Here is an 18,134-nt window from a genome sequence, read left to right as displayed (position 1 = left end):
ATGCATCGCAGGAAGTTCCTCGGGAGCTCGATGGGCGTCGCGTCGTTCGCCGCAGTTGGCGTGTCGTGGGCGGCGGCTTGCGGTATCGCGCTGCCGCGCATGGCGCTGGCGCAGAGACAGCAGAACGACAGTGACGTGATCGATGCGAGCGGGCCACTGTCCGAAGACGCGCTACAGAAGCGGTTGATGGAGCGCGCCGACGGCCGACGTGTCGTCGTGAGCCGTGCGCTCCGGATCCAGCGCGGGTTGGTGATCCCGTCTGGTTGTCAGATCGAGTTCCTTCAAACGGTCCATTGCGCGGCGCGTGCCCAGGCGATGTTTGTCGATAATGGCCGGAGCGTACACATTCGCTTTGTCAGTATCGTCGGGGAGTCCGGACAGGACGGGCAATCCGCGATCGTGCTGCGCAACAGTCGCCAATGCACGATCGTCGGCGGTGCGATAGTGAACGTGCGCAACAAAGGTATCGATATCGTCAGTGATGGCGCGCCGTGCGACGGCAACGAAGTGCGCGTGACACGTATCGAAGGCGCGACCGGGAAGGACGGCGCTGGGGTCTCGATCTTTGGCACGGGTGCGGTCGGCAACCGGGTGATCGGCGGAGAATTCTCGAAGAATCGGATCGGCATCACGATCAACGGTGGCCAGCGTAACGAGGTCGCCGGTGTCACATGCAACAACAACGATGCCGCAGGCATCATGATCGACGGCATGGCGACGGGGGCAGGCGATGGCGGCAAATACAACACGATCCACGACGCGATCTGCAATCTGAACGGGCGGACAACCAACGGCTATGGTGGCGTATATCTCGGGAATGGATCGTCGTTCAATCGCATCGAGCACGTGAAGTCCCAAGACAATCGCGGCGATGGGTGCCGCATGAGCGGCGGTTCCGGGTACGAGAACAAAAACAACGTGTTCGTCGATTTTCAGGCCGATGGCAACGCCGGTGGTGGCTTCGTTGCGTCCGCGTCTCCGCGGACGCAACTCGTCGGGATTCGCGCCAATCACAACGCGGGCCACGGTATTCACCTGTTTCACAGCGACGGCTGCGCGGTGTCGGGCAGCGCTACAGGAAACGGCAAGGACGGCTTGTTGCTGCAGTCTGCCGGCGCCGTTGTGAATGGCTTCGATGCCAGCAGTAATCTCGGCTACGGAATTCAGGTCGCCAATGACGGCCCGACATCGGAATCCGTTCAGGTGTCGGGGTTTCGTGGTATCGGAAATCGTCTTGGTGCGAGCAAGGGTATTGGCGGAATTCCGCAATGATGCGCCGCCACCGAGCCGGGCCCGGCGATGCTTCCGTAACGGCGTTGCAGTGAGCCCGCACGACCGGGAACGTGAACCACGGCCGCGCGATCGTATCGCTATCCGGCCGGACATGAAGACCAAATTTTTTGAATGAAAAGGGGGGCGTTATGTTCGACAATAAATCCATTCTCATTACGGGTGGCACCGGCTCGTTCGGGAAAAAGTATGTCAGGACCATCCTGAGCCGTTACAAGCCGCGACGCCTAATCATATTTTCGCGCGACGAACTGAAGCAGTTCGAGATGCAACAGGAATTCAACGACCCGTGCATGCGTTACTTCATCGGCGATGTTCGCGACAGCGAACGGCTGATTCAAGCGACCAAGGGCGTCGATTTCATCATTCACGCCGCGGCGCTGAAGCAAGTGCCGGCAGCCGAATACAATCCGACAGAATGCATCAAGACGAACATTCACGGCGCGGAGAATGTCATCCGTGCCGCGCTCGCGAATGAAGTCGACCGGGTCATCGCGCTTTCCACCGACAAGGCCGCGAATCCGATCAATCTGTATGGCGCCACCAAACTCGCTTCCGACAAGCTGTTCGTTGCGGCCAACAACATGTCTGGCGGCCATCGCACGACATTCTCGGTCGTGCGGTACGGAAACGTGGTCGGATCGCGCGGCTCGGTGGTGCCGTTTTTCCGGCAGTTGATTGCGAATGGCGCCGACCATCTGCCCATTACACACGTCGACATGACTCGCTTCTGGATCACCCTTCAGCAGGGCGTCGATTTCGTACTGAGAAACTTCGAACGGATGAAGGGCGGAGAAATTTTCGTGCCGAAGATTCCGTCGGTGCGCATCGTCGATCTGGCGACTGCGATCGCTCCGCGTCTGTCCCATAAGGTGGTCGGTATCCGGCCGGGCGAAAAATTGCACGAAATCATGTGCCCGTCGGACGACTCGCATCTGACGATCGAGTTCGATGATCATTACGTCCTGAGCCCGACGATCATGTTCAATCGGTTGGACAATGATTTCACGACGAACAGGCTGAATGAGTGCGGGCGACCTGTACAGCGCGGATTCGAATACAACTCGGGTACGAACGAGCATTTCCTGAAGCTCGACGAGATTGTCGAGTTCAATCACATCGCGGGTGCTTGAATGATTCCCTATGGCCGGCAAGACATTACGCGCGAGGATATCGATGCGGTGACCGCGGTTCTGACGTCGGATTTCCTGACGCAGGGGCCGATGGTGCCGAGATTCGAAGCGTGTGTCGCGGGGAAAGTGGGTGCGCGCCATGCGATCGCCGTCAATAGCGCGACGTCCGCGCTCCATATCGCGTGTCTCGCGCTCGACGTCGGGCCGGGGGATCGGGTATGGACAAGCCCGATCACGTTCGTCGCGTCGGCCAATTGCGCACGCTACTGCGGTGCCGATGTGGATTTCGTCGATATCGATCCGCGTACCTACAACATGGATCCGCATGCATTGAAGGCGAAGCTGGAACGTGCACGTGAAACCGGCACCTTGCCCAAGGTCGTCATCCCCGTGCACTTGTGTGGCCAGCCGTGCGACATGCGCGCGATCAACGCGCTTGCGCGGGAGTATGGTTTCAGGATCATTGAGGACGCGTCGCACGCGATCGGCGGTAAGATCGACGGGCGGTACGTAGGTGATGGACGTTACGCCGACATTACGGTGTTCAGCTTCCACCCGGTCAAGATCATCACGACCGCGGAAGGCGGGATGGCGCTTACCAACGACAATCGACTTGCGGAGCGCATGGCATTGCTGCGCAGCCACGGAATCACGCGCGATCCTGCGCGCATGACGCACGAGGCCGATGGCCCCTGGTATTATCAGCAGACCGAACTGGGATTCAACTACCGGATGACGGAGTTGCAGGCGGCGCTCGGGATTTCTCAGATGACGCGGCTGGACGACTATGTCGCGAGGCGCCATGCGCTGGCGCGGCGCTACGATGCGCTGCTGGGTGCGTTGCCGGTCCTGACACCGTGGCAGTTGCCGGACACCTACTCCGGTTTGCATCTTTATGTCGTTAGATTGAAGATCGACCGAATTCGCAAGTCGCATCGTGAAGTATTCATTGCGCTGCGCGAAGCCGGGATCGCGGTCAATCTGCACTATATCCCGGTCCATACGCAGCCGTACTACGAAAAGCTGGGTTTCCATGCTGGCGAATTTCCGGAGGCCGAACGCTATTATGCGGAAGCAATCAGTTTGCCGATGTTCGCGACGCTCACCGACGCGCAGCAGGTGCACGTCGTCAATACTCTGGAGGAAGTGCTGTCGTGAAGATCGCGATCATTCCTGCTCGTGGCGGTAGTCAGCGTATTCCGCGCAAGAACATCAAGATGTTTAACGGCAAGGCGGCCATCGCCTATCCGATCGAAGCCGCACGTGCTTCCGGTTGCTTCGATCGCGTGATCGTCTCGACCGACGACGACGAAATTGCCGAGGTTGCGCGGGCCCATGGCGCGGAGGTGCCGTTCCGACGCCCGACAGCGTTGGCAGATGAACACACGACGACGATTACAGTCATTCAGCACGCGATCGGCGAATTGTCGGCCGGGGCAGCGGCGCCGGAGTGGGTGTGCTGTATCTATGCGACGGCTTTGTTCCTCGCTCCAGAAGATCTCCAGCGCGGCTGGGAGACGCTGAACGAGCAGGGGAGCGACTTCGCGTTCTCCGTGACGAGTTACGCGTTTCCGATTCAGCGTGCGATACGAATGACGCGCGCGGGGCGTGTCGCGATGTTCCAGCCCGAGCACATGACGACGCGCTCGCAGGATCTCGAGCCGGCATACCACGATGCGGGGCAGTTCTATTGGGGGCGCGCGGAAGCATTTCAGGTCGGCAAGCCCCTGTTTTCGAGCGTGTCAGTGCCGATCATTCTGCCGCGCTATCGCGTGCAGGACATCGACACTCCTGAGGACTGGGTTGCCGCTGAGCTGATGCATCACGCGCTGGCGGCGACCCGATGAGTCGCGCTCGGGCCGTGATCCGTGCGGACGCGTCGATCGACATCGGCAGCGGGCACGTGATGCGTTGCCTGACCCTTGCCACGGCACTGCGCGAGGCAGGCATACTGCCGACGTTCGTAACGCGTGAGCACGCGGGCCATCTCGCGACACTGATCGAGCGGCGGGGCTTCGACTGCCGGCGCCTCCCCGTACTGTCACGGTCCTCCGATGCGGGCGGCGCTGAACGCGGGCATGCGAGCTGGCTTGGATGCGGGCAGGACGTGGACGCGGCGCAAACGCGCGACGCGCTGCATCGCGTCGGCGATGCAATCGATTGGCTGATCGTCGATCACTATGCTCTCGATGCAGAATGGGAGCGCCAACTACGCCCATGCGTGCGTCACGTGATGGTCATCGATGATCTTGCTGACCGGCCGCACGACTGTGATGTGCTGCTCGACCAGAATCCTTATCCGGACGCCGATAGTCGCTATCCAGCGTTCGTGTCCCCGAACTGCGAATTATTGCTCGGGCCGAGCTACGCATTACTGCCCCCCGATTTTCGTGTGCAACGTGCTGCTGCGGCGTCGAGGCACGCTAGTGAACCCTACCGCTTGCTGGTCTTTTTCGGCGGCGTCGACGCGACCGGTGAAACGGGGAAGTTCATCGCGGCGTGGTCGTCGGTGGGGCGTCCGGATCTCGAAGCGGACGTCCTGATCGGCGTCGCCAATCCGCATGCGGAAGCGCTAATCCGTATGGCCGCCGGAGTGCGCGGCATACGCCTTCACCGCCACGTGGACGACATGGCATCGATGATGGCACGGGCTGATTACGCGTTCGGCGCTTCAGGTGTAACAAACTGGGAACGCTTCTGCATCGGGCTGAATTGCACCATTACGGCGGTTGCGCCCAATCAGGTCGGTCTTGCCCGGCATCTGGGCAAGATCGAACTTGTCGACTACGCGGGCGACTGGCGCCAGACGACTCGTGAAACATACGAACGTCTGCTGCGAAACCTGGCCCCCGCGTCTGACGCATATCGTGCGCGGCGGATGCGCATTCGACAGCAGGTCGACGGATCGGGCTGCGATCGCGTCGTCAACCGTTTGATGGAAAGGGAGTAAGGAATGGAATTCGAAATCGATGGACGCCGGATCGGCGCCAAACATTCGCCGTACATTATTGCCGAGTTGTCGGCCAATCACAACGGCAGCCTCGACACGGCACTCCGGATCGTCGAGGCGGCACGCCGCGCGGGTGCCGATGCCGTAAAGTTGCAAACCTATCGCCCCGATACGATCACCATTGAATCCTCTCGCCCCGAGTTTCAGATCAAAGGCGGCTTATGGGATGGACGATCGCTGTTCGATCTCTACCAGTGGGCGCACATGCCGTGGGATTGGCACAAGCCGCTGTTTGAACATGCGAGAAAGCTCGGTATCAGCATCTTCAGTTCACCGTTCGATCGCACGGCGGTCGACCTGCTTGAAGACCTGAACGCACCGGCCTACAAGATTGCATCGTTCGAGGCGATCGATCTGCCGCTGATTCGGTATGTCGCGCAAACGGGCAAGCCGATGATCATTTCGACCGGTATGGCAGACGCGGAGGAAATTCGCGAGGCGGTCGATGCCGCTCGTGCTGGCGGATGCAGATCGCTGGCGTTGCTGCATTGCGTCAGCGGATATCCTGCGCCGCCCGAGGACTACAACCTGCGCACGATTGCCGATATGGCCGGCCGCTTTGGTGTGGTGACGGGGTTGTCGGATCACACGGTCGACAATACGACCGCGGTTGCGAGTATTGCGTTCGGCGCCGCACTGATCGAGAAACACGTGACGCTCGACCGTAACGGTGGCGGACCGGATGACAGCTTTTCGCTCGAACCGGCGGACCTCGATGCGCTGGTGCGTGGCGCGCGCACCGCGTGGAGCGCCCTCGGGTGCGTCAACTATGAGCGCAAGGAGAGCGAGAAAGGTAACGTGCAGTTTCGGCGCTCGCTCTATGCCGTTCGGCCAATCAGAAAGGGCGACATCATCACGCACGAACATGTCAGGAGCATCCGACCCGGATTGGGACTGGCGCCGAAATACCTCGATGCAATTCTGGGGCTGCCTGCGCGTGTCGATGTCGGGGTGGGCGAGCCGATTCCGCGGGAGATCCTCGGGTAGGGCGGGCATCGGGCGCCTCGACCGAAGGGTCGTGCGCGCATTCAGTTCCGCAGCGATACCGGGAGGCTGGCAGCCTGTGGAGCGCCGTAGGGCGGCGATGCGCGACGAGTTGACGTGACAGTCGATCCGGCGCGACCATGCATCATTCGGCGGGCTGCCGCTCGTATTCCAGTGTGATCGCAAACTTCGAGAAGACGGACGCATATTTGGCGAGCGTCTGTGCGCGATGTTCGAACCAGTCTTCGCGGGTGAGTCCGAGCAGATAAACGCCGATTCGCTGCCCGTTCTTTTCAACGTTGGAACGCCGCAGACCTTCCTCGGCGAAATGGAACTTCTTGTGCAGCCGGACGACCACGTCGTTGGTCTCGATGACTTCGCAGTTGAGCTTGCGCAGCTGCAACGCGTTGAACGCGAATTCAATCAACTGGAACTCGAGCGCCGCACCAAGCCCACCGCGCTCCGTTTCCGATAAGTAGAAGGCCCAATCTGACTTTTGATGTTTGCGGTCGAGTGCATTGAGGCTGATAACTCCGATCGGATGATCGTCGTCATTGAGAACGGCGAAGACGATTTGCGTTGCGTCGTGGGCGAGCTTGACGAGCCAGCGCTCATGCTCGGCAATTGTGATCAGATGGTCCGTGTACATGGCCGCCCGCACACCATCCTGATTTCTGATCTCGCGAACCTGCGCCTGCTGTGCCGGCGAGCAATCAACGAGCGGCCGCAGCTTGACTACGCGCGGCCCGATTGTTTCGATGTTGTTCACGTCCGTCATGCATTTTCTCCCCGTCGCTGTATCGGTCTGTTTGCCGAAGTGCAGCCGTATGTTAGCGTGCTTCGCCGATGCGTAGTACGGGTTTTCGCGCACTGCGTACGGTTTCGTTCGCCATACCGCAATACAGGGGACGATGGGATGTTCGAGCGCAGACAGACATCGCGCACTGGGGCTTGTCGCTACTTTCGCGGACTGCTGCCGCGCTTCGCATGCACGCGTGCCACGCCTTCGTGCTACCCGTACAATCGGCGCATTACCGACCGCACCCGCCCCATGCCTCTGCTCCCCACCACCGCCACAGCCCCCTTCTGCCCGTCGGAAGTAAAGGGCAGCATCACGATCGACGCCGGCGCGTCGCGCTGGATGAAGCTCAAGCGCTTCTTCGGCCCGGGCCTGCTGGTCGCGATCGGCTACATGGATCCGGGCAACTGGGCCACCGACATCCAGGCCGGCTCGCAGTTCGGCTATTCGCTGCTGTGGGTCGTCGCGTTCTCGAGCCTCGCCGCGATCTTCCTGCAGATGCTCGCCGCGCGGCTCGGCCTCGTCGCGGGCAAGGATCTCGCGCAGGCCAGCTACGACCGCTATGGCCGCCTGGGCCGCATCGTGCAGTGGGTGACCGCCGAGGTGTCGATCATCGCGTGCGACATCGCCGAAGTGCTCGGCTGCGCGCTGGCATTCAAGCTGCTGCTCGGCGTGCCGCTCGCGTGGGGGATCGTGCTCACCGCGCTCGACACGGTGATCGTCCTCGGGTTGCAGGGCAAGGGCGTCCGGCAGATCGAGGCGATCGTGCTCGGGTTGATCGCGACGATGGCGTTCTGCTTCGTCGCGCAGGTCGCGATCACGCCGCCCGACTGGCATGCGGTCGCGGCGGGGCTCGTGCCGGGCGATCCGGGCCATGACCGCAAGGACGCGATCGTGCTCGCGCTCGGCATCGTCGGCGCGACGATCATGCCGCACAACCTGTATCTGCATTCGTCGGTCGTGCAGACGCGCCATGTCGTCGGCGGCGCGCGCGGCCTGATCCGCGACACGCTCGCGCTGGTGCGGATCGACACCTGCGTGTCGCTGTTCGTCGCGATGCTCGTCAATGCGGCGATCCTGGTCGTCGCGGGCGCGGCGTTCCATGCAACCGGCCAGCACGACGTGACCGACATCGAACAGGCGTACCGGCTGATCACGCCGATCGCGGGCGGCGCGGCCGCGCTGCTGTTCGGCATCGCGCTGCTCGCGTCGGGGCAAAGTTCGACGCTGACCGGCACGATCGCCGGCCAGGTGATCATGGACGGCTTCCTGCATACGAAAATCCCGTGCTACCAGCGCCGGCTGATCACGCGCGGGCTCGCGCTGGCGCCCGCGCTCGTCGGCGTGCTGTGGCTCGGCGAGAACTCGGTCGGGCAACTGCTCGTCTGGAGCCAGGTGCTGCTGAGCCTGCAACTGCCGTTCGCGATGTGGCCGCTGATCCGGTCGGTCAGCGATCGCGACACGATGGGCGAGCATGCGATCGGCCGCAGGATGCAGGTCGCCGCGTGGACGCTGTTCGTCGTCATCACCGGCACGAACCTGCTGCTGATTACCGGTGTCGCGGGCTGATACAGCCTGTCACAGGCTGAAACAGGCGCGTGGCGCGCCTGCGTTAAACTGCGCGTTTTGCCAGCCGTTCGACGTTTGTTATGTGGAGTGAAATCAGCAACATCGGCGACGCCGCGCTCACCCTGCCGGTCGCGCTGACCTGCGCGGTCTGGCTCGCGCTGTCCGACTGGCGGCTCGCGGTGCGCTGGATCGTGCTGCTCGCGGCCGGCATGAGCCTGGTCGGGGCGACCAAGATTCTCTATGCGGGCTGCGGCGTCGAGATCCCGCAGTTCGACTTCCGCGTGATCAGCGGCCATACGATGCTGTCGACGTCCGTGTGGACCGTCGCGCTGTCGATGCTGTGGCAGGCCTTCCGTGCGGGCAAGGTACCGGGTGTGGCGGCGGGCCTCGCCGTCGGCGCGGTGACGGCCGTTGCGCGCGTGTTCGACCACTCGCACACGATTCCCGAGGTCGTCGTCGGCTGGCTGCTCGGCGCGCTGGTCGCGCTGGTGTTCCTGCGGACCTACGAGCGGGCGCACAAGCGCTCGTTCTCGCCGCGCATCGCGGCCGTCTGCCTGCTGCTCGTGTCCGGCATCGCGTACGGGAATCGTGCACCGTTCCAGCAGATGATCGATACGCATTCCCCGCAGTTCTGTGCATTCATGCGCACGTCCGGCAACGGGTTCTGACGGTCGTTCTTTCCCGGGGCGTCGGTGTCCCGGTGTCAGGTGAAGTGGTCGCCCGCGGCGGCGGCCCCGCCGAGCCACATCCAATTCCTTCCTCTTCATTGTCGAAATCCGGCGTTCCGCCTTCATTGAATCGATGTTCGCGGTGATCCGGCGCGCTGGACAGGTTCGTCCCGTCGCCCCGGAGAGGCGACGAAGGTCATGAGCCAGGTCTATGACCGGGCATTACGAATATTCATTTCATCGATCGGCGGCAATCGCGTACGCTGGCGTTCGTTCGATCGTGGCCGGGGCAGCGGCGGCCTGCCTGATTTGTCCGACGCGCTGCGGCCGGCTCGCTATACTCGCGCAAACCGCGCGGCCGTCGGCCCGCGCCACGGCAACCGCCGTCGCGGCACCAGTCCGCGACGACGATTCACGAAAGGAGCAGGTCCCATGACAATCGTTTCCCCGCGCCTCGCAGGCAAGTGCGCGTACATCACGGGCGCCGTCGGCGGCCTCGGCCGCGCGATCGCGCGCCGGATGGTCGAGCAGGGCGCGCGCGTGTTCCTGACCGACGTCGCCGACGCGGCGGTGCTCGACGCGTTCGCGCACGAACTCAATGCGGGACACGCGGCGCCGGTCGCGTTCGCGGCCACCCAGGACGTGCGCGACGAGGCGCGCTGGCAGGCGCTGCTCGCGCAGGCGAACGAAGCCATGGGCGGGTTGTCGGTGCTCGTCAACAATGCCGGCGTCGGGTCGATGGGCGCGCCCGCGCAGATCGAGCTCGACGAATGGCGGCGCGTGATGGCGATCAACGTCGAGAGCATCGTGCTCGGCTGCAAGCATGCGCTGCCGTACCTGGGCGCAAGCCGTCCGGCGTCGATCATCAACATCTCGTCGGTGGCCGCGTTCAAGGTCGAGCCGGATTTCACCGCGTACAACGCGTCGAAGGCCGCGGTGGCGTCGCTGACGAAGTCGGTCGCGATCGACTGCGCGCGCCGCGAGCTCGACGTGCGCTGCAACTCGATTCACCCGGCGTTCATTCGCACGGGGATCGTCGAGCCGCTGTTCCAGTCGCTCGGCGAACGCGATGCGACGCGCAAGCTCGCACGCGGCATTCCGCTGCGCCGGCTCGGCGATCCGGACGACGTCGCGCATGCGGCCGTCTACCTGGCATCCGACGAAAGCCGCTTCGTGACGGCCGCCGAACTCGTGATCGACGGCGGCATGTGCGCGGTCTGACGCGCATCGACGACAACAACCGGAGGAGAGCATCGTGTCGACACTCGTGAACCGCCAACTGCTGCTGAAGACGCGCCCGGAAGGGCGGGTCGGCCGCGAACACTTTTCGCTCGTCGAAACGCCCGTGCCGGCGCTCGCCGACGGCGAAGTGCTCGTGCGCGTGCTGTATCTGTCGATGGATCCGACCAACCGCGTGTGGATGAGCGACGTGCCACAATACCTGCCGCCCGTCGCGATCGGCGAAGTGATGCGCGCGCTCGGCATCGGGCGCGTGGTTGCGTCGCGCCATGCGGGTTTCGCGCAAGGCGATCTCGTGCAGGGGCTGGTCGGCTGGCAGGACTATGCGGTCGTGCCGGCCGACCAGGCCGCGCAGCTCGTGAAGCTGCCCGCGCAGTCGGGCCTGCCGATGCCGACGCTGCTCGGCGCGTGCGGGATGAGCGGCCTGACCGCGTATTACGGGCTGACCGACATCGCGCCGGTGCAGCCGGGCGAGACGCTCGTCGTGTCGGCGGCGGCCGGGTCGGTCGGCTCGATCGCCGGCCAGATCGGCAAGATTCACGGCGCGCGCGTGGTGGGGATCGCGGGCGGCGCGGACAAGTGCCGCTACCTGACCGAGACGCTCGGCTTCGACGCGGCCGTCGACTACAAGGCCGACGATTTCCGAGAGCAGCTGAAGGCAGCGACACCGGACGGCGTGCACGTGAACTTCGAGAACGTCGGCGGCGAGGTGATGCGCGCGGTGCTGTCGCGGATGGTGATCGGCGGGCGCGTCGCGCTGTGCGGCGTGATCTCGAACTACAACAGCGGCCGCGCGGCGGACGACGTCGGCGTGCTGATCTCGAAGCGGCTCACGATGCGCGGCTTCCTGATCCTCGACTACCGCAAGAGCCGCGAGGCGGTGCAGACGCTCGCCGAATGGCTGCGCGACGGCCGGCTCAAGGCCGAGGAAACCGTCGCCGACGGGCTCGAGAACGCTCCCGACGTGCTGAATCGACTGTTCGACGGCGACCATCGCGGCAAGCTCGTGCTGCGCGTCGATCCGGACGCATGAGCCGCGCACGTTGAGTCTGCATCGTCCGGCATCAATTTAAGACTTGTCCCATATATTGTTCCGGCCGCTCTCCTTAAAGTAATTGCCAGCAAACGGCGGCGTGACATGCGCGTCACGCCGCCGTTTTTCATTTGCGCGGCGAAACGGGAGGCGAAACATGCAAACGAAGACGGCGCAGGCGGCGGTGCGCGATCGAACGAAGCGGCGCATCGGCGCCAGGTTGCGGATCGTCGCGGCCGGGTTCGGCATCGTGTTCGCGATGTCGGGCGTGGGTGCGGCCGAGCCGGCGCGCGCGGACGGCATCGTGCGATTCGCCGGCGCGCTCGTCGATCTTTACGACGTGGGATTCGACGCGCCGTCGATCGGGGCCTCCCGCAGCGCCGCCGCGGCGACACTCCGGTTCGATGCGCATGGCCGGCGCTTGCCCGGCGCGCATGTGGCGCTCGTGGAACTGGACGGCCGGCCGCTTTCGCGGCCCGCGGGAGCGGAGGTTCGCGCGACATGGCGCGATGCGGGCGGCGATCGAATCGTGCCGCTGGATTCGGCGCGTGCACATCGTGTCGGCCCGTATGGCGGCGTGCTGACGGTCGCGGGGCCGGACATGGAAACGGGCGCCGTGGCGCCCGTCGTGATCAGGATTCGACATCCGTGACGCGTTGCGTCATTCCCCTTGTTCGGCGCGCGCGTAGATGTCCCAGCTCGCCATGAACAGCGCGGCGACGAGCGGTCCGATCACGAAGCCGTTGATCCCGAATAGCGCCATCCCGCCGAGCGTCGAGATCAGTACGACCCAGTCGGGCATCTTCGTGTCCTTGCCGACGAGGATCGGGCGCAGCAGGTTGTCGACGAGGCCGATCACGCCGACGCAGAACGCGACGAGGATCACGCATTTCCAGATCGCGCCGATCGCGAGGAAGTAGAGCGCGGCGGGCACCCACACGAGGCTCGCGCCGATCGCCGGCAGCAGCGACAGGAACGCCATCAGCGCGCCCCACAGCACGACGCCCTCGATCCCGAGGATCCAGAAGATCAGCCCGCCGAGCGCGCCCTGCACGAGCGCGACCGCGATGTTGCCCTTCACGGTTGCGCGTACCACCGTCGTGAACTTCGCGAGCAGCAGGTTCTTGTGTTCTTCGTCGAGCGGCATCGCGCGGCGCACGCGGCGGCCGATCTCGCCGCCGTCGCGAAGCAGGAAGAACACCATGTACAGCATCACGCCGAAGCTGACGACGAACTGGAACGTGTTCTGCCCGATGCTGAGCGCCTGGGTTGCCGCGAACTGGCTGATCTGCGCGGCACCGTCGGTCAGCTTCTTCTGGATGCCGGGGATGTTGGTCAGCCCGTATTTCTGCAGCAGGTTCTGGATCGACGTCGGCAACGCGTGAATGATGTCATGGAAGTACTGCGAATAATTCGGTTGCGCGCTCTTCAGCTCCTGGTACACGTACGCGATTTCCTGCACGAGCGTCGCCGCGACGAACACGAGCGGCAGGATCACGATGAGGATGATCAGCGACATCGTCACGAGCGCGGCCAGGTTGCGCCGTTTGCCGAAGCGCGCGGCGAGCCAGCGCTGCACAGGCTGGAACAGGATCGCGAGAATGGTGCCCCAGAAGACGGCGCCGGAGAACGGCGCGAGGATCCAGCATAGTCCGACGGTGACCGCGAACAGCAGGAAATAGAAGAATTTTTGGTGGTCGTGTCCGCTATCCATGGATGGTTCGCGCAGATTGATGCCTGGTTTGATTGAATCTCGTTGCCTCGCGTGCGATCGGCTCGCGAACGTCACGGGTTCGCGGCGAAGCGCGCGCAGGGCGGCCCGACGGGCAGTATGCCCGCAAAGGTGCCGCCATCATAGCCGCTGCGCGCGGCGCACGCGAAAACGCCGCGACCGGAATCGCGGCGTTGCCGGGAAGCAATCCGGCCGTGGGGCCGTGTCGGCTCGTCAGATGTGGAGGCGGGTGACCTTGGTGCCGTTGACCGACAGGTCGCCCATCAGGCCCGCGTTGGTCAGGACCAGCACCTCGACCGGAGCGGTGGCCGTGTTGGAGTCGACCGCACCGTTCGCGCCGACCTTCACGACAGCGACGGAAGCGTCGGCGCCGGCCGACCAGCCTTCGGACTTGCGGAACGAGTCGAGCGCATCCTGCGTCATGAACAGGAACACGATCGCCTTCGATTGCGCGCCGGCCTGCAGGCCCACCGACAGCGACGACGTGTTGTAGTAGCCGACGGTGCTGCCGCCGACACGCAGCGCGCCGTTGCCGGACTGGCCACCGACGATGAAGCCGGCCTGCAGCACGTTCGGGAACACGAGCACGCCGCGCGATTTCGCGACGAGTTCACGCGAGCCCGGCACCGTCGAGTAGAGGCGCGACAGCGTCGCGTTCACGCTCGCGTCGATCGATTCGCGTTTCGACGCGCTGGCCGATGCGTTGTCGGGTTTGTTGGGCGTGGTGGTGCAACCGGCAAGGGCGAGACTGCCGAGCAAGACGGCGGCGGCGGCCTTCAGGGCGAGAGACTTCTGCATGGCGTTTCTCCTTCGTTGTCGGGTTGAGAACGGATGGGGCGGGCGGCGGTGCGGGCAGCCCCGTTCAACGGCGGGCAAGCAGCAGGCCCGCGACGAACGCGAGGCCCGCGACGACGCCCGCGGTCTGCCATGGGTTGTCGTGCACGGCTTGCGACACGCGCTCGGCCGAATCGCGCAGCCGGGCGGCCGCGCTGCCCGACGCGTAGTCGAGCGTGCTGCGCGCTTCGTCGAGCCGCGACTGCACGCGCTTGCGCAGCGCGGCGATATCGCCGTCGCCGTCGTTCTTCAGCAGGTCTTCCAGTTCATCGACCAGCCCGCGCAGATCGTCGGACACGTCCGCATGCAGGTCGCGGGCGGCCGAGCGGGCCGTGCGTCCCACGCGCCGGCCGGTGCGACGGATATCGGACAGGCCGCGGTCCAGCTTGTGTTCGATCGAGTCGGTGAGCGCCATGATGTTTATCCTCCTTGGATTTGGTTTGCAGCCCGGATTTGCAGGCCCATTTGAAGATAAGACGAATCCCAGCAACCGGTGTGATTCACATCAGCCAATTGAGTTTCGAGACAAATTTTCAATTCGTCGGCAAGTTTCCCGGGAAGCCCCGCGCGACGGGGCGCGGCGGCGGTTGAAAAAATTTCGCGCTTCGGGCGAAACGACCTGGCGAGCCGTTGCGCGACGTGGAAGTCCGGTAAATATGGCGTCGCCCGATGCGTCAGGTAAATAGTGCCATTGCACGGGATGGGCCGATGCAATTGCACTAATCGTCCATTTCTTCGTGGAGCAGGGTTTGTGCCCGTCATGGCCGTAGGCGGCGGCGCCGTCCAGCCAGAGGCCGATGGCGACGGGATCGTGGGCTGACGAGCGATCTGCATCGGATGCGTAACAGGCGGCCCGTTGCGCCGGGGTTTCGCAATCGCGCACGGATTGCAGCGCGATCGGCTCAGCGGCGTTGGTGTGTCAGGCATGCACGGCCTTCACGCGGGCGGCGAAAACGGCGAAGCGAGGTGGCGGGCATGAACGGCGGCAGGCGTGACATGGTGCGCTCCACGGGAAGAAAATTCGAAGGTTCGGGCAAGCATCCTGACGGCAAAATCGCGTGTTGTGATCGAATTGGCCATCAGGCCAGTGCCGAACGGCCAACGATGTCGGCAGCTCCGGCCGGGGCTGCTACGCTTCGCGTCTGACACATCGTTCCGGCCTGCGATCCGAACGCTTCCGCGCAAGCCCCCACAGGAGATTTTTCATGTCCTACATGTTGTTGATTGTCGAACCGACCGGCCAGCGCGCCGAACGTACGCTCGAAGACGGGCAGGCGCTGTACGCGCGAATGGTCGATTTCGCGGAGACGCTGAAAGCGCGTGGCGTGCTGCGCGGCGTCGAGTCGCTGGAGCGCTCCGAACGCGCGACGCGCGTGCAGGTGCGCGAAGGCGAGACGCGCCTCGTCGACGGCCCGTTCGCCGAGGCGAAGGAAATGGTCGGCGGTTTCTTCATCGTCGACGTCGACACGCGCGACGAAGCGATCGAGATCGCGCGCCAGTGCCCGGCCGCGCAATGGTGCACGGTCGAAGTGCGCGCGGTCGGCCCGTGCTTCCTGTGACGGCTGCGTCTCGGTATTTACCCTGATTCGTCGAGCGGCACGTCGATCCGGCGGTCTGCCGCCCGTCGTCCGGATAAGGCGCCGATGAACGGACGCCCCTTTTCACCGATGACAAGGAGTGAGCGATGCGATTCATGATCATGATTCGGGCGAACGCCGTCAGCGAATCCGATGCGTTGCCGGACAACCGGCTGGTCGAGGCGATGACGGTCTACCACGAGGAGCTGGCCAGGGCCGGCGTGCTGCTCGACGCGAACGGCTTGCGGCCGAGCGCGCGAGGCTGGCGCGTGCGCTACACCGGCGGCAAGGGCACGGTGGTCGATGGCCCGTTCGCCGAGACGAAGGAACTGATTGCAGGTTACACGCTGATCCAGGTGCGCTCGCGCGACGAGGCGCTCGAATGGACGCGCCGGTTTCCCGCGCCGTTCGGTGCCGAAATGGACTGCGAGATCGAGGTGCGGCCGCTGTTCGAGCTCGACGACCTCACACCGAGCGACGCGGTCGAGCGGTTTCGTGATCTCCACGTCGGCCGCAACCACGCCTGAATCTGCCCGAATCCAATCTCACCGGAGCATCCGTCATGCACAAGATGGTTTTCATCAACCTGCCCGTGGCCGACCTGCCGCGCTCGAAGACGTTCTACCAGGCCCTCGGCTTCGAGGTCGTACCGGCCTATACGAACGATCAGGCCGCCTGCATCAAGATCAGCGACACGATTTTCGCGATGCTCCTCGTGCGGCCATTTTTCCAGACCTTCACCGGCAAGACCATCGTCGATCCGGCGACGCAGGTGCAAGTGCTCTCGTGCCTGTCGTGTGACAGCCGCGCCGAGGTCGACGCGATCGTCGCGAAGGCGCTCGCGGCCGGCGGGTCCGCACCGCAAGCGCCGCGCGAGTATCCGAACATGTACGGCCACGGTTTTGACGATCCGGACGGCCACGCGTGGGAGTTGATGGCCATGCCGCTGGATGCGTCCGCCCAGGGGCAGGCGTCGTGACGCGGGAGGCGACTCACCGTGCGATCGAAGCGGTCTGGCGGATCGAGGCGCCGAAGATCATTGCCCGCGCCGCGCGCGTGGTGCGCGATGTCGGCGTGGCCGAGGAACTCGCGCAGGACACGCTCGTCGCGGCGCTCGAGCACTGGCCCGTCGACGGCGTGCCCGACAACCCGGCCGCATGGCTGATGACGGCCGTGAAGCGGCGCGCGCTCGACCGGATCCGGCAGGAGTCGCTGCATGCGGCGAAGCGCGACCAGCTCGGACATGAAATGGACGCGCTCGAAGCGCACGTGGTCCCCGACATCGCGGATGCGCTCGCCGATGCGAGCGACGACGATATCGGCGACGACCTGCTGCGGCTGATCTTCACGTCGTGCCACCCGGTGCTGTCGACCGATGCGCGCGTCGCGCTGACGTTGCGGCTGCTCGGCGGGTTGACCACCAGCGAGATCGCGCGCGCGTTCCTGTCGCCCGAGCCGACGATCGCGCAGCGCATCGTGCGCGCGAAGCGTACGCTCGCGGCGGCGTGCGTGCCGTTCGAGGTGCCGGCCGCCGATGCGCGGCCCACGCGGCTCGCGTCGGTGCTCGAAGTCATCTACCTGGTGTTCAACGAAGGCCATGCGGCGACCGCGGGCGACGACTGGACGCGCCCGGCGCTGTGCGACGAGGCGCTGCGTCTCGGCCGCGTGCTGGCCGGGCTCGTGCCGGACGAAAGCGAGGTGCTCGGGCTGGTCGCGCTGATGGAACTGCAGGCGTCCCGCATGCACGCGCGGACCGATGCGCAGGGGCGGCCCGTGCTGCTGCTCGACCAGGATCGCTCCCGCTGGGATCCACTGCTGATCCGGCGCGGCCTCGCCGCGCTCGAGCGGGCGACGAAGCTCGGCGGCGTGCGCGGCCCATATGCGCTGCAGGCCGCGCTGGCGGCATGCCATGCGCGCGCGCGGCACGCGTCGGAAACGGACTGGGCGCAGATCGTCGCGCTGTACGACGCGCTGGCCGAGGTCGCGCCGTCGCCGGTCGTCGAGCTGAATCGCGCGGTGGCGGTGGGGATGGCGTTCGGGCCCGCCGCGGCACTGGAAATCGTCGACGTGCTGCGCGACGATCCGGCGCTCGCCCGCTATCACTGGTTGCCGAGTGTGCGCGGCGACCTGCTCGCGAAGCTCGGCCGCGCCGACGAAGCAAAGGTCGAGTTCCGTCGTGCGGCGGAGTTGACCCGCAACGAACGCGAAAAGGAATTGCTGCTGAAGCGCGCCACGGATGCGTGACGCATGACGAGCGACGACGCCG

Annotated in this window: 19 protein-coding genes; 15 read left to right on the top strand and 4 right to left on the bottom strand. The window is 64.7% G+C overall.

Features of this window, described 5'->3' with window-relative positions:
• From ACV22W_RS03495 to pseI, 6 genes are all read left to right on the top strand, one after another.
• Positions 1 to 1,272: a right-handed parallel beta-helix repeat-containing protein gene (locus tag ACV22W_RS03495; protein ID WP_448017737.1), complete on the top strand. Its 1,272-nt coding sequence runs from the start codon at positions 1 to 3 to the stop codon at positions 1,270 to 1,272.
• Between the two features lie 149 nt (positions 1,273 to 1,421).
• A complete protein-coding gene (gene pseB, locus ACV22W_RS03490; RefSeq protein ID WP_448017735.1) occupies positions 1,422 to 2,423 on the top strand; it encodes a UDP-N-acetylglucosamine 4,6-dehydratase (inverting) in 1,002 nt (333 codons plus the stop codon).
• Positions 2,424 to 3,581, top strand: coding sequence for a UDP-4-amino-4,6-dideoxy-N-acetyl-beta-L-altrosamine transaminase (pseC, locus tag ACV22W_RS03485; protein ID WP_448017734.1), 1,158 nt, complete (start codon positions 2,424 to 2,426; stop codon positions 3,579 to 3,581).
• Positions 3,578 to 4,270: a pseudaminic acid cytidylyltransferase gene (pseF, locus tag ACV22W_RS03480; protein ID WP_448017732.1), complete on the top strand. Its 693-nt coding sequence runs from the start codon at positions 3,578 to 3,580 to the stop codon at positions 4,268 to 4,270. Before pseC ends, pseF begins: the two co-directional genes overlap by 4 nt.
• On the top strand, positions 4,267 to 5,373 hold the full coding sequence (pseG, locus tag ACV22W_RS03475) for a UDP-2,4-diacetamido-2,4,6-trideoxy-beta-L-altropyranose hydrolase (protein ID WP_448017730.1): 1,107 nt from the start codon (positions 4,267 to 4,269) through the stop codon (positions 5,371 to 5,373). The genes pseF and pseG overlap by 4 nt, the downstream gene beginning before the upstream one ends.
• 3 nt (positions 5,374 to 5,376) lie before the next feature.
• Positions 5,377 to 6,420 carry a pseudaminic acid synthase gene (pseI, locus tag ACV22W_RS03470; RefSeq protein WP_448017728.1) on the top strand — a complete coding sequence of 348 codons (1,044 nt, stop codon included), beginning with the start codon at positions 5,377 to 5,379 and terminating at the stop codon, positions 6,418 to 6,420.
• Positions 6,421 to 6,562: 142 nt separating this feature from the next.
• Here the strand turns inward: pseI and pseH are convergent, their stop codons facing one another.
• A complete protein-coding gene (gene pseH, locus ACV22W_RS03465; protein ID WP_448017726.1) occupies positions 6,563 to 7,195 on the bottom strand; it encodes a UDP-4-amino-4,6-dideoxy-N-acetyl-beta-L-altrosamine N-acetyltransferase in 633 nt (210 codons plus the stop codon).
• 273 nt (positions 7,196 to 7,468) lie between these two features.
• Between pseH and ACV22W_RS03460 the strand changes: the two genes are divergently transcribed.
• The 5 genes from ACV22W_RS03460 to ACV22W_RS03440 all read left to right on the top strand — a co-directional run bounded on the left by ACV22W_RS03460 (position 7,469) and on the right by ACV22W_RS03440 (position 12,377).
• Positions 7,469 to 8,785 (top strand): Nramp family divalent metal transporter, encoded by a 1,317-nt coding sequence (locus ACV22W_RS03460; RefSeq protein WP_448017724.1) that lies wholly within the window; start codon positions 7,469 to 7,471, stop codon positions 8,783 to 8,785.
• Between the two features lie 80 nt (positions 8,786 to 8,865).
• Positions 8,866 to 9,453, top strand: a complete 588-nt coding sequence (locus tag ACV22W_RS03455; protein WP_175915598.1) for a phosphatase PAP2 family protein — start codon at positions 8,866 to 8,868, stop codon at positions 9,451 to 9,453.
• Between the two features lie 432 nt (positions 9,454 to 9,885).
• Positions 9,886 to 10,674, top strand: a complete 789-nt coding sequence (locus ACV22W_RS03450; protein WP_448017723.1) for an SDR family oxidoreductase — start codon at positions 9,886 to 9,888, stop codon at positions 10,672 to 10,674.
• A 34-nt stretch (positions 10,675 to 10,708) separates the two neighbouring features.
• Entirely contained in the window at positions 10,709 to 11,725 is a 1,017-nt protein-coding gene (locus ACV22W_RS03445; RefSeq protein WP_448017722.1) for an NADP-dependent oxidoreductase, read from the top strand.
• Between the two features lie 157 nt (positions 11,726 to 11,882).
• Positions 11,883 to 12,377, top strand: coding sequence for a thioesterase (locus ACV22W_RS03440; protein WP_448017720.1), 495 nt, complete (start codon positions 11,883 to 11,885; stop codon positions 12,375 to 12,377).
• Positions 12,378 to 12,386: 9 nt separating this feature from the next.
• On the opposite strand, the gene ACV22W_RS03435 is transcribed toward ACV22W_RS03440, so the two are convergent.
• The 3 genes from ACV22W_RS03435 to ACV22W_RS03425 all read right to left on the bottom strand — a co-directional run bounded on the left by ACV22W_RS03435 (position 12,387) and on the right by ACV22W_RS03425 (position 14,706).
• Positions 12,387 to 13,439, bottom strand: coding sequence for an AI-2E family transporter (locus ACV22W_RS03435; RefSeq protein WP_448017719.1), 1,053 nt, complete (start codon positions 13,437 to 13,439; stop codon positions 12,387 to 12,389).
• Positions 13,440 to 13,670: 231 nt separating this feature from the next.
• The gene (locus ACV22W_RS03430; RefSeq protein WP_448017718.1) at positions 13,671 to 14,255 is read right to left on the bottom strand and encodes a BPSL1445 family SYLF domain-containing lipoprotein; all 585 of its coding nucleotides are present in this window, start codon (positions 14,253 to 14,255) and stop codon (positions 13,671 to 13,673) included.
• A 64-nt stretch (positions 14,256 to 14,319) separates the two neighbouring features.
• On the bottom strand, positions 14,320 to 14,706 hold the full coding sequence (locus ACV22W_RS03425) for a DUF883 family protein (protein ID WP_448017716.1): 387 nt from the start codon (positions 14,704 to 14,706) through the stop codon (positions 14,320 to 14,322).
• Positions 14,707 to 15,496: 790 nt separating this feature from the next.
• Between ACV22W_RS03425 and ACV22W_RS03420 the strand changes: the two genes are divergently transcribed.
• The 4 genes from ACV22W_RS03420 to ACV22W_RS03405 all read left to right on the top strand — a co-directional run bounded on the left by ACV22W_RS03420 (position 15,497) and on the right by ACV22W_RS03405 (position 18,112).
• Entirely contained in the window at positions 15,497 to 15,850 is a 354-nt protein-coding gene (locus ACV22W_RS03420; RefSeq protein ID WP_059466554.1) for a YciI family protein, read from the top strand.
• 125 nt (positions 15,851 to 15,975) lie between these two features.
• Positions 15,976 to 16,395 carry a YciI family protein gene (locus ACV22W_RS03415; protein WP_448017715.1) on the top strand — a complete coding sequence of 140 codons (420 nt, stop codon included), beginning with the start codon at positions 15,976 to 15,978 and terminating at the stop codon, positions 16,393 to 16,395.
• A 35-nt stretch (positions 16,396 to 16,430) separates the two neighbouring features.
• The gene (locus tag ACV22W_RS03410; RefSeq protein WP_448017714.1) at positions 16,431 to 16,847 is read left to right on the top strand and encodes a VOC family protein; all 417 of its coding nucleotides are present in this window, start codon (positions 16,431 to 16,433) and stop codon (positions 16,845 to 16,847) included.
• A complete protein-coding gene (locus ACV22W_RS03405) occupies positions 16,844 to 18,112 on the top strand; it encodes an RNA polymerase sigma factor (RefSeq protein ID WP_448017712.1) in 1,269 nt (422 codons plus the stop codon). The genes ACV22W_RS03410 and ACV22W_RS03405 overlap by 4 nt, the downstream gene beginning before the upstream one ends.
• The last annotated feature ends 22 nt before the right edge of the window (positions 18,113 to 18,134 follow it).

The organism is Burkholderia sp. AW49-1, from assembly GCF_053427845.1.
Note: the sequence above shows the minus strand (reverse complement) of the source record. Positions and strands in the feature narration are given on the sequence as shown.